We start from the raw sequence: 17,617 nt of genomic DNA on the forward strand, positions 1-17,617 counted from the left end.
CTTTGTGGTTAGGTCAGCGCCTGCGCGTCGCCGGAGATGCGGGCGGCCAACTCCGCGGGGAGCTCGTCTCGCTCGCCGGCGCGCTCGGCGGTGCCGGCGACTCTGGTCCAATCCCCACGATCGATCGCCCGCAGCAGTTGGTCGCGTAGCTGACGAGGAACGTCGGGTGTGGTCGCCAGCCGGATCAGCCCGGCCGCCGATGCTTCGACGGTCACCGTCGAACTGGCGGTGGCCTCGCCGGCGACCCCGCGGACCGATACCTCGATCGTGTGGTCGCCGAGGTCAAGACCGTCGACGTCGATGCTGGCGCCTACGGCAACCGGCTCGCCGTCGAAGGTGAGCTCGATCTGATCGGCACGTTCGGCGACCACCGCCGGTACGAGAGTGTCGCCGCGGGTGACCGTGGCTCCGTCGAGAGGTGCGACGATCTGGACGGCCGGCTCGTCGGGGACGGTCTGCACGTGCCGGGCATTCCAACCGACCAGCGCACCCGGGTGGTCGGTGATAATCCCATCGACGCCGATGTCGCGCAGGATGGCCCACTGCTCTGGGTCGTTGATCGTGTACGGCATCACGGCGATGCCGGCGTCCTGCAACTCCGCGATGACCTCCGGGCGTTCCCGCAGCCGATTCCAGTTCGGGTTGTAGGCGATGACGCCGAACTCCTGGGCGACCGTGACCGGGTCGGGGTCGATCGTCGACCGCAGCAACGCGATCCGCAGGTCTGGCTCGATCTGCCGCACGTCGCGCAGCACCTGTTCGTCGAAGCTTTGCAATATCACCTGATCGAGTTGGTCACGTTCGCGGATGACGTCGATGGTGGTGGTGAGTTCGTCGTAGGTCTCCGGTCCCTTGATCTCCAGGAGCAGGACCGGCGCCCTCCCCTGCATCAGGTCGAGCACGTCGGCCAGGGTCGGCACCTTCTGCCCGGCGAACGCGGAGGAGAACCACGAGCCGGCGTCCAGGCCGGCCACGTACTCCGAGGTCACCCCAGACAACGCCCCCGTACCATCGGTTGTGCGGTCGAGTGTTTGGTCATGCAGCACGATCGGCACACCGTCGGAGCTGCTGTGGACGTCGATCTCCACATACTCGGCGCCACTGCGCAGGCCGGCTTCGATGGCCGCGAGGGTGTTCTCCGGATTGACACCCGAGTAGCCGCGGTGTGCGATCACCGCCGGCACCGAGTCCGGCCCGATCGGCCGGGTAATGGGGTCGTCATCCAGTTCGGTGACCAGCACGTCGTCGAAAGACACCGTCGCTCCATTCACGATCAAGCCGAGGACCCCGTCCGCGGACCGGTGCAAGGCGGCCGTCTCCATGATCTCCTGATCGTCGAAAATCCAGGTAGCCCGGCTGCCCCTGACGTCGATCGCGATGTGGACGTCGCGCCCGGTGCCGGCATCGTAGGGTGCCGCCGCGGTGTCGGTCACGTTCCACGAGTCCGAGGCGGTCCGCTGGGCGAACTCGAGTCCGTTGGGTGCGGCGGTACCGCTGCGCATGGTGGCGATCCACCACGGCGTGGACCCGTCATCGGCGATGTCGAGAGCGACGGCGGTCCAGCGCGCGGCGTTGACGACCTGCTCGAAACGGGCCGTCACCTCGACCCGGAAATTACGGCGATGCTCGCCGAAGGTGATCCGCGACTGTTGCGACGAGGACGCGCTGGTGCCGACCAGCCGGCCGTCGACCACCTCCCATTCACCGTCGACGGGGTTCCAGCCCGCGGGAATCTCACCGCCCGAAAAGTCCTCATGGAGGATCACCTCGGGTTCGTCCGGTTGGGGTTCGTCGCCGGCCGCCGACACCGGAATGGCGGTCAGCAGGGCAGCGACCAGGGGGACGGCTGCCCAGAGGGGGAGGGAGAGTCGGTTGGGCCGCACCGGGCACCTCCGTGGACGTGGTACCTGCTGGGTCATGACAGACCGATCGGATTCGTTCAAAAACCTTCATATCCGATCACTGTTTCGGGAGTCTATTCACCTGCCATCCACCGGTCAAGGGGCATCTTCCCGCTAAATGAGCAGAAACATTCATCACCCGCCATTACCCGGCGGGGCAGCGCCGAAGCGCCGCGGACAGGGGGAGGCGTGTCCGCGGCGCACAGTCCCTCAGGCGCATACTGCTGAGCGCGCGCAGAACGTCAGCGCGCGGCGACGATGGGTGAATTAGGCCCGGCGACGGTCAGCAGGGATGGTTGCGATACCCATCACCACATCCCGCAGCGCGGGATTGGCCGGCCAGAAACGTCAGCCGTTCACTGATCTTCCACGAGCCCACGGAGCAGCCCCTCGATGGTGTACACACCAACGGTGACCTGGCCCAGCTTTCCATCGATCGAATCCAGCCGCCGACCATGTTCAGCCAACGTGGCGGTATGTTCGGCCAACGTGGCGGAGTGTTCGGCCAACGTGGCGGTATGTTCGGCCAACGTGGCGGTATGTTCGGCCAACGTCGCGGACTGCTCAGCCAACGTGGCGGAGTGTTCAGCCTGGGTCTCGCGTAAGGCGCCGAGAAGCTCGACGTTCTTCAGATGGGCATCGCGAGATGCCAGGGCGTCTCGTGTCGCGATGGCTGCCAGGGTGGTGGCGTCGCGGCCTTGCACGTCGATCTGATCGACCCGCTCTTCGAGCGCGGCGACGCGATCTTCCAGGTCGGGCATAGACAGCTCCTCACGTCATGGAATCAGGTTCTCAAACGAGCAACCCTGACCTGACGTTAGCAGTGTGCCGGCGGACTCGCACGATGTTATCCACAGGCTACCGGCTCCTGTGGATAACACGTGGCGACCGCTCCTCCGTGACCGACGTGGGCTACGAGGTCGAGCGCGCTCCTACCTCCTCCATGGAGTCGAACTCCGGCTCCGCGGTGGCCGTCGCCGCCCATCCGCGATGCTCCGCCAGGGCCTCATCCACGTACCTGTCCACCTCGGCGGCTATGTCCGGACCAGCCCAATCCAGATGTGATCCGATGAGCTCCGCGACCTCACGGGCACACGCCGCTCCCCCGCGTGCCGTCTCGATGGCGATCCGGGTCCGCCGAGCCAACACGTCGTCGAGGTGGAGCGCGCCTTCGTGGGTGGCCGCGTACACCACTTCCGCCTTCAGGTACGCCGGCGCACCGGACACCGGCTCGGCCAGCCGCGGATCGTCGTCGATCATGGCGGATAGGTCGGCCAGCATAGATCCGTACCGGCCCAGCAACCGGTCCACACGTCCTACCGCGACACCGAGCCGTCGAGCCAGATCCTGCCGTTCCTCCTGCATCTCGTGGAAACCGACGGCTCCCAGGATCGGCAGTCGCTCGGTCAGCGACGGCGGCACAACTCGCCCGAGTCCACGGACCGCCACGTCGACGACGTCGGCCGCCATCACCCGGTACGTCGTGTACTTGCCCCCGGCGACGACGAACAATCCCGGCGCCGGCTCCGCGACCGCGTGTTCCCGGGACAACTGCGCGGTCTCATCCGACTCACCCGCCAGCAGCGGCCGCAGCCCGGCGTAGACACCTACCACGTCGTGCACGCCGAGTGGTTCCCGCAGCCAGTCGTTGACGTGCTCCAACACGTATTCGACGTCGGCGCGGGTAGCGACCGGACTGCTGGGGTCTTGGTCCCAGGGGGTGTCGGTGGTGCCGACGATCCAATACCCACCCCATGGGATGACGAACAGCACACTCTTCTCGGTCCTAGTGATCAGGCCGGTGCTCAGCTGGATCCGCTGCCGGGGCACCAGGACATGGACACCTTTCGACATCCGCACGCTGAACGGGGCCTCGGCCCGGGCGAACTCGTGCACGTCGTCGGTCCACACCCCGGCCGCACTGATGACCCGGCGAGCCCGGACGGCCAGCTGGGTGCCCGACTCGAGGTCCCGGATGTGTGCTCCCACCACCCGGCTGTGCGGATCCGCGGCGTTCTCCCGCACCAGGCCAGTGACACGGGCACGGGTCACGACCGTGGCGCCGTGCCGGGCAGCCGTGCGGGCCACCATCATCGTGTACCGCGCGTCGTCTACCTGAGCGTCGAAATACCCCACTGCCCCGGTGAGAGCATCGTCCCGCAACGATGGCGCCAACTGCTGCACTCGTCGCCGCGACAAATGCCGGTGCCGGGGCAGGGCACGCGCGCCCCCGATGCTGTCGTACAGCGCCACTCCGGCGCCGACGTACGCGCGTTCCCAGCCCCGGTGGCGCAGTGGATACAGGAACGGCACCGGCCGAACCAGGTGAGGCGCCAGCCGGTGCAGCAACAAGCTGCGCTCCCGCAGGGCCTCCCGAACCAACCCGAAGTCACGTTGTTCGAGATAACGCAGCCCGCCGTGGATGAGTTTGCTCGACCGGCTGGAGGTCCCGAAAGCCCAGTCGTGCGCCTCGACCAGCGCGACGGACAGCCCTCGCGACGCCGCGTCGAGTGCGGCCCCGGCGCCGACGATGCCCCCGCCAACCACCAGCACATCCAGTTCGGCGTCGCTCAATGCCCGCAGCGCCGCCGCCCGGTAGGTACGGTCCAGCCCAGAGTGCACGTATGACCTCCCAGGTGTTGTTCCACTCAACCCGGTGATCGTCGCCGGATTTTGGTCGCTGCATTGTCGCCGACGACGGCGTGTCGCCCGCGAAATGCGACACAAACCCGGCAACGATCACGGGGATCGTTACTGGACGTCGTCGTCGACCCAGTCGAAGGTCTTAGTGACGGCCTTCTTCCATTGCCGATACCGGCGTTCCCGCTCGTCGGCGTCCATCGTCGGCTCCCAGCGCTTGTCTTCGGCCCAGTTGACCCGCAGGTCATCCAGGCCGTTCCAGTAGCCGACGGCCAGGCCCGCGGCATACGCGGCGCCGAGCGCGGTGGTCTCGGCGACTTTGGGCCGTACGACGGGGACGTCGAGAAGGTCCGCCTGGAACTGCATGAGCAACTCGTTCTGGACCATCCCACCGTCGACCTTCAGTTCGGTGAGATCGACGCCGGAGTCGGCGTTCATCGCGTCGAGCACCTCGCGGGTCTGGAAGGCGGTCGCCTCCAGAACGGCGCGGGCCAGATGTCCTTTGTCGACGTAGCGGGTCAACCCCACGAGGGCGCCGCGTGCATCGGCCCTCCAGTAGGGCGCGAACAACCCGGAGAACGCCGGCACGAAATAGGCGCCACCACTGTCATCGACGCTGGCCGCCAGCTGCTCGATCTCTGGGGCCGAACCGATGATCCCGAGGTTGTCCCGCAGCCACTGCACCAGCGCACCGGTGATGGCGATCGACCCCTCGAGTGCGTACACCGCCGGCGCATCGCCGAGTTTGTAGCACACGGTGGTGAGCAGGCCGTTCTCGCTGGCCACCTTCTCCTCACCGGTGTTGAGCAGCATGAAGTTGCCAGTGCCGTAGGTGTTCTTGGCCGTACCGACCTCGTAGCAGATCTGGCCGAACGTGGCGCCCTGCTGGTCGCCGAAGATGCCAGAGATCGGCACCCCTTTGAGCACCCCACCCGGTCCGCCGGTGCCGTAGACCTCCGACGACGAACGGATCTCCGGCAGCATCGCCATCGGAATACGCATCTCAGCGGCGATGTCCGGGTCCCAGGCAAGTGTGTCGAGGTCCATGAGCATCGTCCGCGACGCGTTGGTGACGTCGGTGACGTGCACCCCGCCGTTGACACCCCCGGTGAGGTTCCACAACGTCCACGTGTCCATGTTGCCGAACAGCAGCTCACCGTTCTCCGCTCGCGCTCGGGCACCGTCGACGTGGTCGAGGATCCAGGTCACCTTCGGACCGGAGAAGTACGTCGCGAGAGGGAGGCCCACCGTCGCCTTGTACCGCTCCGCGCCACCGCCGAGGGCACCGAACTCCTCGACCAGGCTCTGGGTGCGGGTGTCCTGCCAGACGATCGCGTTGTAGACCGGCTCACCGGTGAGCCGGTCCCACACCACCGTCGTCTCCCGCTGGTTGGTGATACCCACCGCGGCGAGGTCGCCGATGTTCAAGTCGGCCTCGGCCAGCGCCTGACCAATCACGTAGCGAGTGTTCGCGCTGATCTCCAACGGATCATGCTCGACCCAGCCGGCCTTGGGGAAGATCTGCTCGTGCTCTTTCTGGCCGACCGACACGATCTGGCCGGACCGGTCGAAGATGATGGCCCGGGTGCTCGTCGTGCCCTGGTCCACTGCGAGGACGTAGTTCGTCATGATGCTCCGTTCCACGGGTGGTGAAGGTGGATAGTGCGGGGTGCCGCGGCCGGCGGACCAGCCCGGCACCCATCTGGTCGAGCCGAGACTCAGAACACGGCCTGTGACAGCAGGCCGGCCAGCACCCCGCCGACCACGGGGCCGGCCACGGGAACCCAGGCGTAGCCCCAATCGCTGGAGGCTCGGCGGCCCGCTGGTGGCGGCGGGTCGGTAACCCCCTCGGCTCCGGGCCCAGCGCTCACCGCCGCGGGGACCACGGACCGCCGCGACGCCGGCAGGAGCGCGTGTGCGATCCGGGGCCCAAGGTCTCGGGCGGGGTTGATCGCGTATCCGGTGGGCCCACCGAGTGAGGCACCGATACCGACGACGAGCAGTGCCACCGCCGCCGGGCCAAGCTGGTGCGGCGTGTTACCGAGAGACAAGACGACGATCACCAGTACGAACGTGCCAATCACCTCGGTGGCGAAGTTCCAGCCGTAACTTCGGATCTCCGGCCCGGTCGAGAAGACCGCCAGCTTCTTACCGTCGTCCGGCTCGGCGTCGAAGTGCTTCTTGTACGCCACGTAGGCCATACACGCACCAATAAACGCGCCGAGGAACTGCCCGGAGACGTAGGTCAGGGTGGAGCCGACCGTGATGTCGACACCCGGCGAGTACTCGTCCGCTCCACTGGCGAGGATGCCGAACGTGACGGCCGGGTTGATATGCCCGCCCGACTTGTAGGCGACGAAAACACCCGCCATGACGGCCAGGCCCCAGCCCATATTGATCAGCAGCCAGCCGCCGCCGAACCCTTTGGACTTGGCCAACACCACGTTGGCGACGACGCCCGCACCGAGCAGAATGAGCATGCCGGTGCCCAGCACCTCACTCACGAAAACCGTGCCGAGGTCCACGTTTCCCTCCATTCGTCGTTGAATGTCGAACGCTGCCGGCCACCCTTGGGTCTCGACCGCCCGGTCTCGACCGCCCGGTCCCGGCCGGTCACCGGACTGCGTCGTCGGCTGACCTGAGGAGATGTGCTGAGCAAATCTGGTCGAGTGGCGGTACCCAAAAAGATCACTGGGTGGTGGACGGCGACGTTACGGGGGAGTTTCGGTGACCTCAACGGAATGTGGTCGGCATTGTCGAACGGGAGCCGTGGTGTGGTCCGGTTGATCTACCCACTCTTCGTTAGCCATACCGCTGATCACCCCATACACCAGCAAAGTTGCGACCGGCCCACCCGTTCGACATTGTCGAATCAGCCGCGATGAGATAGCTTCCGGCATATGCCGGGACCGATCCAGTCGATTGAGCGGGCCGCGGCAATTCTGCGGCTCCTGGCCCGCGGCTCGGGGCGGCTCGGCCTCGGCGATGTCGCCGCTTCACTCGACCTACCGAAGGGCACCACCCACGGCATACTCCGCACCCTGCAGGGCGTCGGATTCGTCGAGCAGGACCATACCTCCGGCCACTATCGGCTGGGCGCGGCGCTTCTCCATCTCGGCACCAGCTACCTAGACGCCAATGAGCTGCGCTCCCGCGCCATCAACTGGGCCGATACCCTGGCCGCTCGGAGCGGCGAAGCCGTACGCATCGGCACCCCTCTCGACGGCAGTGTCCTCGTGGTGCACCACGTCTTCCGGCCCGACGACACCCCCCAAATCCTCGACGTCGGATCGTTGCTTCCCATGCACGCCACCGCGCTGGGCAAGGTGTTGCTGGCCTATGACGCTGAGCTTGCTGCCCGGATCCGCCGGGCCGAGCTCACCTCACTCACCCGGCGCACCATCGTCGAACCCGCAGCGCTGGCTCGAGTGCTTGGCCAGGTCCGCACCGCCGGCTGGGCGAGCGAAGCCGAGGAGTGTATGCCGGGTGAGGCGAGCATCGCCGCGCCGATCCGGGCGCCCGGCGGGCTCGTCGTCGCCGCGATCGGCATCTCCGGTCCGGTCGATCGGATCTGCGCGCCGTCCTCGACTCCCGCGCCCGAACTCGTCCGCGACGTACACGACGCCGCCCGGGCGGTGTCCCGTGACCTCATGACCGACGGTTAGAACCCGCGCGAATAGGGGCGCCGGATGGGGAGCGGGGCCGGGCGCCTGGATAGCGAGGCGGAGGAAGGAGTCGCACTGGGTTTGTGCGTCGACTGACTTCCAACGACGCTAGCCAGGATGCCTGGGCACGCAAGCCCGGCGACTCCCTATTCGCGCGGGTTCTTAGGACGTTAGAGTCCAGAGGATCGGCATCAGGGCCTCTCACCACCCATTCGACCCCGACGAGGACCAGAAGCAATGGCCCAGCGCTATGTGATGGCAATCGACCAGGGAACCACCTCTACCCGCTGCATCCTGTTCGACCAGCGCGGCCGGCTCGTGTCCGTGGCACAGCGCGAACACCAGCAATATTTCCCCCGGCCGGGATGGGTAGAACAGGATGCGGTGGAGATCTGGCGCAACGTCGACCGGGTCGTCCCACGGGCACTCCGCGACGCTGGTGCTTCCGCCGCCGACGTCGTCGCGTTGGGCATCGCCAACCAGCGTGAAACCGCCGTTGTCTGGGACCGGCATACCGGCGTCCCCATCGGCCGGGCGATCGTGTGGCAGGACATCCGCACCGAGAACCTGGTCCGGGAACTCGAGCGGGCGCCCGGCTCCGAGCGCATCCGGGAGCGCAGCGGACTGCCGCTGGCCACGTATTTCACCGCACCACGCCTACGCTGGATGCTCGACGCCATCCCCGGCATGCGGGAGCGAGCCGAACGCGGTGACGTGCTGTTCGGCACCATGGAGACCTGGCTGATCTGGAATCTCACCGGTGGCGTGGACGGTGGGGTCCACGCCACCGACGTCACCAACGCCTCCAGGACGTTGCTGATGAACCTGGCCACACTCTCGTGGGACGACGACCTCTTGGCATTCTTCGGTATCCCGCGGCAGATGCTGCCACAGATCCGGCCGTCGACGGACATCTTCGGGGAGACCCGGCGTGTGGTGCCCGGCATCAAGATCGCGGCTGCGCTGGGCGACCAGCATGCCGCTCTGTTCGGCCAGACCTGCTTCGCCCGCGGCGAGACCAAATGCACCTACGGGACGGGCAGCTTTCTGCTGATGAACACCGGCACCACCCTGGTGCGCTCCACCCACGGCCTGCTCACCACCATCGGTTACCAGGTGGCCGGGGAACGGGTGGTGTACGCACTGGAGGGTTCCATCGCCGTCACCGGATCGCTGGTGCAGTGGTTCCGGGACAGCCTCGGGCTGATCAACAGTGCACCGGAGATCGAGACGCTGGCCCGCACGGTCGACGACAACGGCGGCTGTTACATCGTGCCGGCGTTCTCCGGGCTGTTCGCGCCGCACTGGCGCAGTGAGGCCCGCGGCATCATCGCGGGGCTGACGTCGTACATCACGAAGGGGCACCTGGCCCGGGCGGTCCTCGAGTCCACCGCATGGCAGACCAGAGAGGTGGTCGACGCGATGAACGCCGACGCCGGCCTACGCTCGGCCACCCTGAAAGTGGACGGCGGGATGACCGCCGACCATCTGCTGATGCAGCTCATCGCCGATGTCCTCGACGTTCCGGTGATGCGGCCGATGGTCGCCGAGACAGTGTCGTTGGGGGCGGCCTACGCGGCCGGGCTGGCTGTCGGGTACTGGCCGGACCTCGAGGGGTTACGCCGCAACTGGCACCTGGCGGCCAGGTGGATGCCGCAGATGGACCCCACCCACCGTGACACCGAGTACGCCAACTGGCAGCGCGCGGTCAAGCTGACCTTCGACTGGGTTCAGTGATCCCGCCCCCTCCCGGTGATCATTGGCTTTTGACTACCGAATTCGGTAGTCCAAAGCCCATGATCACCGGGAGGGGGGCAGGTGGTAGACCCGGCGCGCGGTATCGCGCCAGATACTGGACTGGTCAGCGGAGTCGAGGCCGGCAAGCAGACCGGTCAACACCTCGACCCACCGCTCATACGAGCCGGCCAAGAGGGCCACTGGCCAGTCCGAGCCGAACATGAGGCGGTCCGGGCCGAACACGTCCAACGCGTGGTACACCGCCGGTGCGACGTCGCCCGGTGTCCACGTGCTCCAGTTGGCCTCCGTCACCAAGCCGGACAGCTTGGCGGTGACGTTAGGTGCCTCCGCGAGGGCGGCCAGATCACGCTTCCACCCGGTGGTGTCTCCACTGGCCAGAGCCGGTTTACCCAGGTGGTCCAGGACGAAGGACACTTCGGGAAGGGCACGCACGAGGCGGGTGGCCGCCGGAAGCTGATGCGCGAGTACCAGCAGATCGAAGACCAGGCCGGCCCCACCGACCGCCTGGATCCCACGACGGATGTCCGGCCGGTCGAGAAACCACGGATCGGGTTCGGATTGGACGCCGTGCCGGATGCCGACCAGCCGTGATCCACCGGGACTCGAGCGCAGCCGGTCGAGTTGGTCGGCAACGTCGTCCGACGCGAGATCGATCCAACCGACCACACCACGCACGAGCCCGCCCTTAGCGGCGATCGCCAGCAGATCGATGGTCTCGGTGACCGAAGCGGTGCACTGAACCACCACGGTCTCGGTGACCGATAGCCCCGCGGTGTGCCGCGTCAGGTCGGCCACCTCGAAATCGGCGTGGATGGCCGCCATCGTGACCGGATCGATCCAGGGCTGCGGATGCCGGGCCCGCACCCAGAGGTGATGGTGCGCGTCGACGACGGTCATGATCCGACCACCGCGATCAGGTCACCAGCTTCTACCCGGCGTGACTCCGTCACCACCAGCCGGGTGATCCGCCCACTCACCGCCGCGGTGATGGACGCCTCCAACTTCATGGCCTCGATGGTGGCCACGGTCTGCCCGGCCTCCACGGCGTCCCCCTCGGCCACCGCGGGCGTCACCACCCCAGCGAAGGGAACCGCCACGTGGTTCGGATTCTTCGGGTCGGCCTTCTCCGTCTCCGGCACATCCGCCGCGATCGCGCGATCGCGCACCCACACCGGCCGCAACTGCCCGTTGAGCGTACACATCACCGTGCGGATGCCGCGTTCGTCGGCGTCGCCGATGGCCTCCAGCCGCGCGATCACCCGGACGCCGGTGCCGATCTCCATCACGGACTCGTCCCCCGGCCGGAGCCCGTACAGGTAGTCGACGGTGTCCAGCACGGACAGATCGCCGTACGTCTGGCGCATCTCCCCGAATCGCGCGGCCGGACCAGCGAAGAGCAGCCGGTTCAGTGCTTCCTGGCGGTCCCGGCCCGGCTGTTCCAGGACCTTGTGGTCGGCGTCGTCGAGCTCCGTCAGCCCCAGCTCCGGTTCCCGGCCTTCCAACGCCTTGCTGCGCAGCGGCTCCGGCCAGCCACCAGGTGGGTCCCCCAGCTCACCAGCGAGAAACCCGATCACCGAGTCGGGGATGTCGAACCGGCGTGGCTCGGCCTCGAACTCGGCCGGGTCCGCGCCGAGCGCCACCAGGTGCAACGCGAGATCGCCCACGACCTTGCTGGACGGCGTCACCTTGACCAGGCGCCCCAGCATCCGGTCCGCCGCGGCATACATGCGCTCGATCTGTTCGAACCGCTCGCCCAGCCCGAGTGCGATGGCCTGCTGCCGGAGGTTGCTGAGCTGGCCACCCGGGATCTCGTGGTCGTAGACCCGCCCGGTGGGCCCAGGTAGGCCGGACTCGAACGGTGCATACATCCGGCGCACCGCCTCCCAGTACGGCTCATAGTCTTGCGCCGCGCGCAGATCCAGGCCGGTGTCGCGCTCGGTGTGCCGTAAGGCTGCGATCAGCGCCGACATCGGAGGCTGGCTGGTGGTACCGGCCATGGACGCACACGCGACGTCGACGGCGTCCACACCCGCGTCGATGGCAGCGGTGAGAGTGGCGAGCTGACCGCCCGCGGTGTCGTGGGTATGCAGGTGCACGGGCAGGTCGAACCGCTCACGCAACGCCGCCACCAGACGTTTCGCCGCCGGGGGTCGCAGCAGGCCGGCCATGTCCTTGATGGCGAGCACGTGTGCGCCGGCCGTCACCATCCGCTCGGCGAGGGCCAGGTAGTAGTCAAGGGTGTAGAGGCGCTCGCCCGGGTCGGACAGGTCAGCGGTGTAGCACAACGCCACCTCGGCCAGGGCCGTGCCGGTCTCGCGGACGGCGTCGATGGCCGGGCGCATCTGCTCGACGTCGTTGAGCGCGTCGAAGATCCGGAACACGTCGACACCGGAGCGGACGGCCTCGTCCACGAAGGCCCGGGTGACCTGTTCGGGGTAGGGCGTGTACCCGACGGTGTTCCGTCCTCGGAGCAGCATCTGCAGAGCGACGTTCGGGACCTCCTCGCGCAGCGCCGCCAGCCGCTCCCACGGGTCCTCACCCAGAAAGCGGAGGGCGACGTCGTAGGTGGCGCCGCCCCAGGCTTCCAGGCTCCAGAGGCCGCTCAGCCGGCGCGCCACATACGGCGCCGCCGTGACCAGGTCTTTGGTGCGGACCCGGGTGGCCAGCAGAGACTGGTGGGCGTCGCGGAAGGTGGTATCGGTGACCGCTACTCCGACGCGTTCGCGCAACTCTCGGGCGAACACCTCCGGCCCGAGCGCGCGTAGCCGCTGCCGGGTGCCGTCCGGGACCGGCTCGGAACTATCCAGCGACGGCAACTTGTCACCTGGAACGACGGTGACCGGGGCGGTGCCATGTGGACGGTTCACCGTCACGTCGGCCAGCCATTGCAGCAGCCGGGTGCCTCTGTCGGCGCTCGTGCGCGCCTGTAGCAGATGTGGCCGCTCGTCGATGAACGCCGTGGTCGCGCGGCCGGCCACGAAGTCGTCCTCGTCGAGCACCGCCTGCAAGAACGGGATGTTGGTGGACACACCCCGGATCCGGAACTCCGCCAATGCCCGACGGGCCCGTCGTACCGCCGCCTCCAGGTCCCGCCCCCGGCAGGTGAGCTTGACCAGCATGGAGTCAAAATGGGCGCTGACCTCGGCGTTGGCGTGGGTGGTGCCGCCGTCCAGGCGGACCCCCGCACCGCCCGGAGACCGATAGGCGGTGATCCGTCCGGTGTCGGGCCGGAACCCGTTGGCGGGGTCTTCGGTGGTGATGCGGGTCTGCATGGCGGTGCCGTTGCAGTGCGTCGATTCCTGCGTCAGGCCCAATTCGGCGAGCGTGGCACCGGCGGCGATCCGCAGCTGCGACTGCACGAGGTCGACGTCGGTGACTTCCTCGGTGACCGTGTGCTCTACCTGGATCCGCGGGTTCATCTCGATGAAGACATGTTCGCCGGCGCGGTCGCCCGCGGTGTCGACCAGGAATTCGACGGTGCCCGCATTGACGTAGCCAATCGATCGGGCGAACGTCAAGGCGTCGGCGTGCAGCCTGGAGCGGAGTTCGTCGTCGAGCCCGGGAGCCGGTGCGATCTCGATGACCTTCTGGTGCCGACGCTGCACCGAGCAATCCCGCTCGAACAGGTGAATGGTGTCACCGGTGCCATCGGCGAGCACCTGCACCTCTATATGCCGCGGCCGAAGCACCGCCTGCTCGCAGAAGACGGTGGCATCGCCGAAGGCCGCCTGGGCTTCCCGCATGGCGGCGGCGAGCGCGTCGGGCAACTCCCGTGGATCGTCCACCCGTCGCATCCCTCGGCCGCCGCCCCCGGCAACCGCCTTGACGAAGAGCGGGAACCCGATCGGCTCCGCCGCGGCCACCAGTTCGTCCACGTCAGCCGAGGGGGCGGTCGAGCGTAGTACCGGTACCCCGGCCGACCTGGCCGCCGCCACCGCCCGCACCTTGTTGCCCGCCAGCTCGAGCACCTCCGGCGGCGGGCCAACGAACGTGATGCCATGCTCGGCGCACGCGCGAGCAAGGTCGGGGTTCTCGGACAAGAACCCGTACCCCGGGTAGACGGCATCGGCACCGCACTCGGTAGCCACCCGGACGATCTCGTCGACATCTAGGTAAGCCCGCACCGGGCGGCCCGGCTCGCCGATCAGGTAGGCCTCGTCCGCCTTGAGGCGGTGCACCGAGTCGCGGTCCTCATGCGGAAACACCGCAACCGTGCGGGCGCGCAACTCGTATGCGGCCCGAAAGGCACGTACGGCGATCTCGCCCCGATTGGCCACCAGCACCTTGGCGAACATCCAGCCTCCCGTCTCAGCCCTATCGGTGGACACCAGCAGTCCGGACACATCGTATTCAGACCGGCGTTTCCGCCGTCTGGAACGCACGCTCCGTGAGACTGTCCCGCCATGGGTGGGAGCACGCCGCTCTCGGCGCTAGAGCGTCTGACGCGGGTGTGGTCCACGCAGGGCACTTAGGAACCCGCGCGAATAGGGATTCGCCGGGCTCGCGTGCCCAGGCATCCTGGCTAGCGTCGTTGGAAGTCAGTCGACGCACAAACCCAGTGCGACTCCTTCCACCGCCTCGCTATCCAGGCGCCCGGCCCCGCTCCCCATCCGGCGCCCCTATTCGCGCGGGTTCTAACATCATCGAATGCCGCGAATCGCCCCAGAGACTCCGCTGACCTCCGCTGGCTGCGTCGACCTGCTCCCGCGATGAGCAGCCTCGTCCGGATCGGGCGCCCACCGGCCATCAGCGCGCTGCGCCTCATCTTCACCACCGCCGTACCGGCCGCCGCGCTGTTGGCGTGGTTCACCGTCGACCTCTTCGCCGGCGCCCCGCTGCCGTACCTGTCCGCTCTAGCCTGCTGGGTCGCGATCCTGCCGGGTGGCATCCTGCTCTATTTCACCCTGGCCTACCGCTCGGTCGCTGTCGATCTCGCGACCGGCTCCGTGCGCCTAGGACGGACGACGGTCCCGTTGAGCACGATCACCAGGGCCTGGCGGCAAACGAGCCGCGGGCGGCATGCGGAGTACATCTCCTATCGCTTCCAGTCGACCGAGGGCCCGTGGGGTAGGGTGCACGTCGCGGGCCGTCCCCTGCCCGGCCTCAGCGACGACGACCGCACCCACCTAGCGCAGTTCATCGAGGCGTTACCGCTGGTGGATCCGTCGGACACCGACGGACTCCGGGCCGAGCAGCGTCTCCTGGCCGACGCACGGTACGGCGGCCGGACACCGGCCAGCCGAGCCATGTTGCTCGCAGAGCTGGCCGGAAGGCCGGTTCCAGAGCCCACCCGCCGGACGATCTCCGGTGCCGGACGACGCCTCCAGCACGCCTGGGCCCAGGACGACGCCGACGCGGCGGAGTTCTCGCAGCACCAGCCAACCGGGGTAAACACGCTGCGCCGATATGCCGGACGACTGACGGTGGCCGCCCTGACCTTGGCCGGAACGGCGATCTTCGTGGCCGCTATCGGCGAGCAGGTCGCCGGCGGGGACCTACCGGCCGACGTCAACACCGTGGCGGCGGTGGGTGTCTTGGCCGCGCTCGGGCTCGGCGTGGTGGCCGGGCTCATCTACTGCCTCGCGGCCGACGCCGATACTCGTCGTCGCCAGCAGGCGGTCCTGGCGTGGCTGGAGGATCGCGACGCCGACCAGACCACCCGTGGGCTACCGCCGGAGATGCTGCGCCCGTTCACGGGCACGCCCTCTGGAGAACGCGCCAGAACCTTCGGGGTTGGCGCCTGGGGAATTCTCGGCATGTTCGGGATCATCGGAGGGCCGGTGGCCTGGTCCGTCGATCCGGACCTCCCCTTCGAGGTCGGCCTCGTGCTGCTTCTGGTCGGCCTGATCGCGACGGCGATGGCAGTGCGGCTAGCGGTAAGAATCCACCGCGCGCGCCGCCGCGCCAACATCCTCGCCGTGCGGCTCGGAGGCGATCGCCTCCTGGCCGAGTCCGGTGGCCTTCCGCTACCGCCAACGCCGAAGGGACGTCGAGTGCCGTGAGCCTCACCGTGCGTCAGGTCCTGGCCTTACCCGAGGTGCGCCGCGGCCGGCCACGCCTGCTAGCCGGCGATGAGCGGCTCGACAATCCGGTGCGCTGGGTGCATGTAAGCGAACTCCCGGACATCGCCCCGCTCTTGCACGGCGGTGAACTCATCCTGACCACGGGGATCGCGCTGGACGGAGCCGAAACGGAGCTGACGCGATACGTCGACGCCCTCGCCGCCGCACAAGCGAGCGGCCTAGTGATCGAGCTCGGACGGCGCTTCGGCGAGCTACCCACGTCGCTCGTGGCTGCCGCTCGCCGCCACGACCTACCGCTCGTGGCTCTGGAGCAGGAGGTCCCGTTCGTCCGCATCACCGAAGCGGTCCACAGCATCATCGTGGACTCCCAGGTGAGGCTGCTACGTGACTCCGAAACGGTGCATCGACGCTTCACCGAACTGACTCTCGAAGGCGCCGACACCGAGACCATCCTGGCCAACATCAGCCAACTGACCGGCCGCCCCGTCGTCATGGAGAATCTGGCTCACCAGGTGCTCGGCTGCGAGAACGCCGGGGTGCCGATCAAGGAGCTGCTGGACGACTGGGAATCGCGGTCCCGGTTCGTGCGGCCGACCGAGCCGACCCAGGTGGTGGCCATGCCCGACCGGTGGCTGGTGACGACCATCGGGGCCCGCGGTTCACAGTGGGGTCGGCTGTTCTTGCGGCTCGACGGAGCGCCGTCGTCGCTCGACGTGGTCGCGCTGGAACGGGGTGCCGGGGCGCTGGTGATGAACCGGATGATGGAGCGTGAACAATCCAGCCTAGAACGGATGACCCACCGAAGTGTGATCGACGACATCCGCGCCGGCACGTCGGCCACGGATGACGACACCGCCCTCCGCGCGGCGGCCCTCGGTGTCCCGCTCGGCCAGCGGCCGCTGATCGGCGCCATGGCCCGCATATCGGACCGGCCGGCCGGCGGCGAGCTGGCCCTGGAGGCCAGGGTCCGCGACGTCGCGGAGACCATCGCGGCTGCTGCCCGCGAAGCCGGCGTCCCAGCACTCGTGGGAGCGGTCGGCCAGGACGAGATCGCGATGGTGCTGACGCTGCCGACTGGGCCGCACAACACCGACGAGGTGTTGCGGCGGGTGATGCGCCGGGTCCGGGAATCCATGGCCGTGGCCACCCCGGGGGCGGGGGTCTCCCTCGCCGTCGGCACCGTAGTGGACACCGTGGCCGGGCTGCGGCGCTCCCTCGCCGAGGCGAGACAGGTGGCCCTCGCGGCGCCTGGATTACCCGGCGAGAAGCTCTACCACGAACTATCCGACATCCATATCCGCGGGTTGCTCTATCTGCTGGGTGACGACCCTCGGCTACAGATGTTCGTCGAGCACGAACTGGGCCCGTTGCTGATGCACGACAGCGCACATCGCACCGACCTCGTGGCTGCTCTGGCCGGGTATCTGGCGCACGGCCGCAACAAGTCCGCCGCGGCTGAAGCCGCCGGCATGAGCAGGCCCGCCTTCTACCAGCGGCTCGACCGCATCGAGCGGATCCTGCGGACCGATCTCGATGCGGTCGAGGCGTGCCTATCGCTGCACGTGGCGGTCGTCGCCCTGGATGTTCTCCGGCACCGCCCCTCCCTCTCCCCATGATCATGAACACTTTG

The 17,617-nt window shown here is 68.0% G+C and carries 11 protein-coding genes; 4 read left to right on the forward strand and 7 right to left on the reverse strand.

The genetic code is table 11. The features are described from left to right. Positions 1 to 8: 8 nt before the first annotated feature. From G8760_RS05835 to G8760_RS05855, 5 genes are all read right to left on the reverse strand, one after another. Positions 9 to 1,883, reverse strand: a complete 1,875-nt coding sequence (locus tag G8760_RS05835; protein WP_207782066.1) for a glycerophosphodiester phosphodiesterase family protein — start codon at positions 1,881 to 1,883, stop codon at positions 9 to 11. Positions 1,884 to 2,257: 374 nt separating this feature from the next. Further along, positions 2,258 to 2,662, reverse strand: coding sequence for a hypothetical protein (locus tag G8760_RS05840; RefSeq protein WP_166348321.1), 405 nt, complete (start codon positions 2,660 to 2,662; stop codon positions 2,258 to 2,260). A gap of 151 nt (positions 2,663 to 2,813) precedes the next feature. Continuing rightward, complete coding sequence (locus G8760_RS05845) at positions 2,814 to 4,523, reverse strand: glycerol-3-phosphate dehydrogenase/oxidase (protein WP_166348324.1); 1,710 nt, start codon at positions 4,521 to 4,523, stop codon at positions 2,814 to 2,816. A gap of 129 nt (positions 4,524 to 4,652) precedes the next feature. Continuing rightward, entirely contained in the window at positions 4,653 to 6,170 is a 1,518-nt protein-coding gene (gene glpK, locus G8760_RS05850) for a glycerol kinase GlpK (protein ID WP_166348328.1), read from the reverse strand. Between the two features lie 89 nt (positions 6,171 to 6,259). Then, positions 6,260 to 7,021 (reverse strand): MIP/aquaporin family protein, encoded by a 762-nt coding sequence (locus G8760_RS05855; RefSeq protein WP_425502295.1) that lies wholly within the window; start codon positions 7,019 to 7,021, stop codon positions 6,260 to 6,262. 420 nt (positions 7,022 to 7,441) lie between these two features. Here G8760_RS05855 and G8760_RS05860 point away from each other — a divergent pair, with 420 nt between their 5' ends. Beyond that, on the forward strand, positions 7,442 to 8,206 hold the full coding sequence (locus tag G8760_RS05860) for an IclR family transcriptional regulator (protein WP_166348335.1): 765 nt from the start codon (positions 7,442 to 7,444) through the stop codon (positions 8,204 to 8,206). Between the two features lie 237 nt (positions 8,207 to 8,443). Further along, complete coding sequence (gene glpK / locus G8760_RS05865; protein ID WP_166348338.1) at positions 8,444 to 9,943, forward strand: glycerol kinase GlpK; 1,500 nt, start codon at positions 8,444 to 8,446, stop codon at positions 9,941 to 9,943. 63 nt (positions 9,944 to 10,006) lie between these two features. Here the strand turns inward: glpK (G8760_RS05865) and G8760_RS05870 are convergent, their stop codons facing one another. Both G8760_RS05870 and G8760_RS05875 read right to left on the reverse strand, forming a co-directional pair. Beyond that, positions 10,007 to 10,861, reverse strand: a complete 855-nt coding sequence (locus tag G8760_RS05870; RefSeq protein WP_166348341.1) for an amidohydrolase family protein — start codon at positions 10,859 to 10,861, stop codon at positions 10,007 to 10,009. Then, positions 10,858 to 14,259, reverse strand: coding sequence for a pyruvate carboxylase (locus G8760_RS05875; RefSeq protein WP_166348344.1), 3,402 nt, complete (start codon positions 14,257 to 14,259; stop codon positions 10,858 to 10,860). Before G8760_RS05875 ends, G8760_RS05870 begins: the two co-directional genes overlap by 4 nt. A 414-nt stretch (positions 14,260 to 14,673) precedes the next feature. Between G8760_RS05875 and G8760_RS05880 the strand changes: the two genes are divergently transcribed. Beyond that, a complete protein-coding gene (locus G8760_RS05880; protein WP_166348347.1) occupies positions 14,674 to 15,966 on the forward strand; it encodes a hypothetical protein in 1,293 nt (430 codons plus the stop codon). Beyond that, positions 15,963 to 17,603, forward strand: coding sequence for a PucR family transcriptional regulator (locus G8760_RS05885; RefSeq protein WP_166348350.1), 1,641 nt, complete (start codon positions 15,963 to 15,965; stop codon positions 17,601 to 17,603). The genes G8760_RS05880 and G8760_RS05885 overlap by 4 nt, the downstream gene beginning before the upstream one ends. The last annotated feature ends 14 nt before the right edge of the window (positions 17,604 to 17,617 follow it).

It is taken from the genome of Phytoactinopolyspora limicola, assembly GCF_011320225.1.
Lineage (GTDB): Bacteria > Actinomycetota > Actinomycetes > Jiangellales > Jiangellaceae > Phytoactinopolyspora > Phytoactinopolyspora limicola.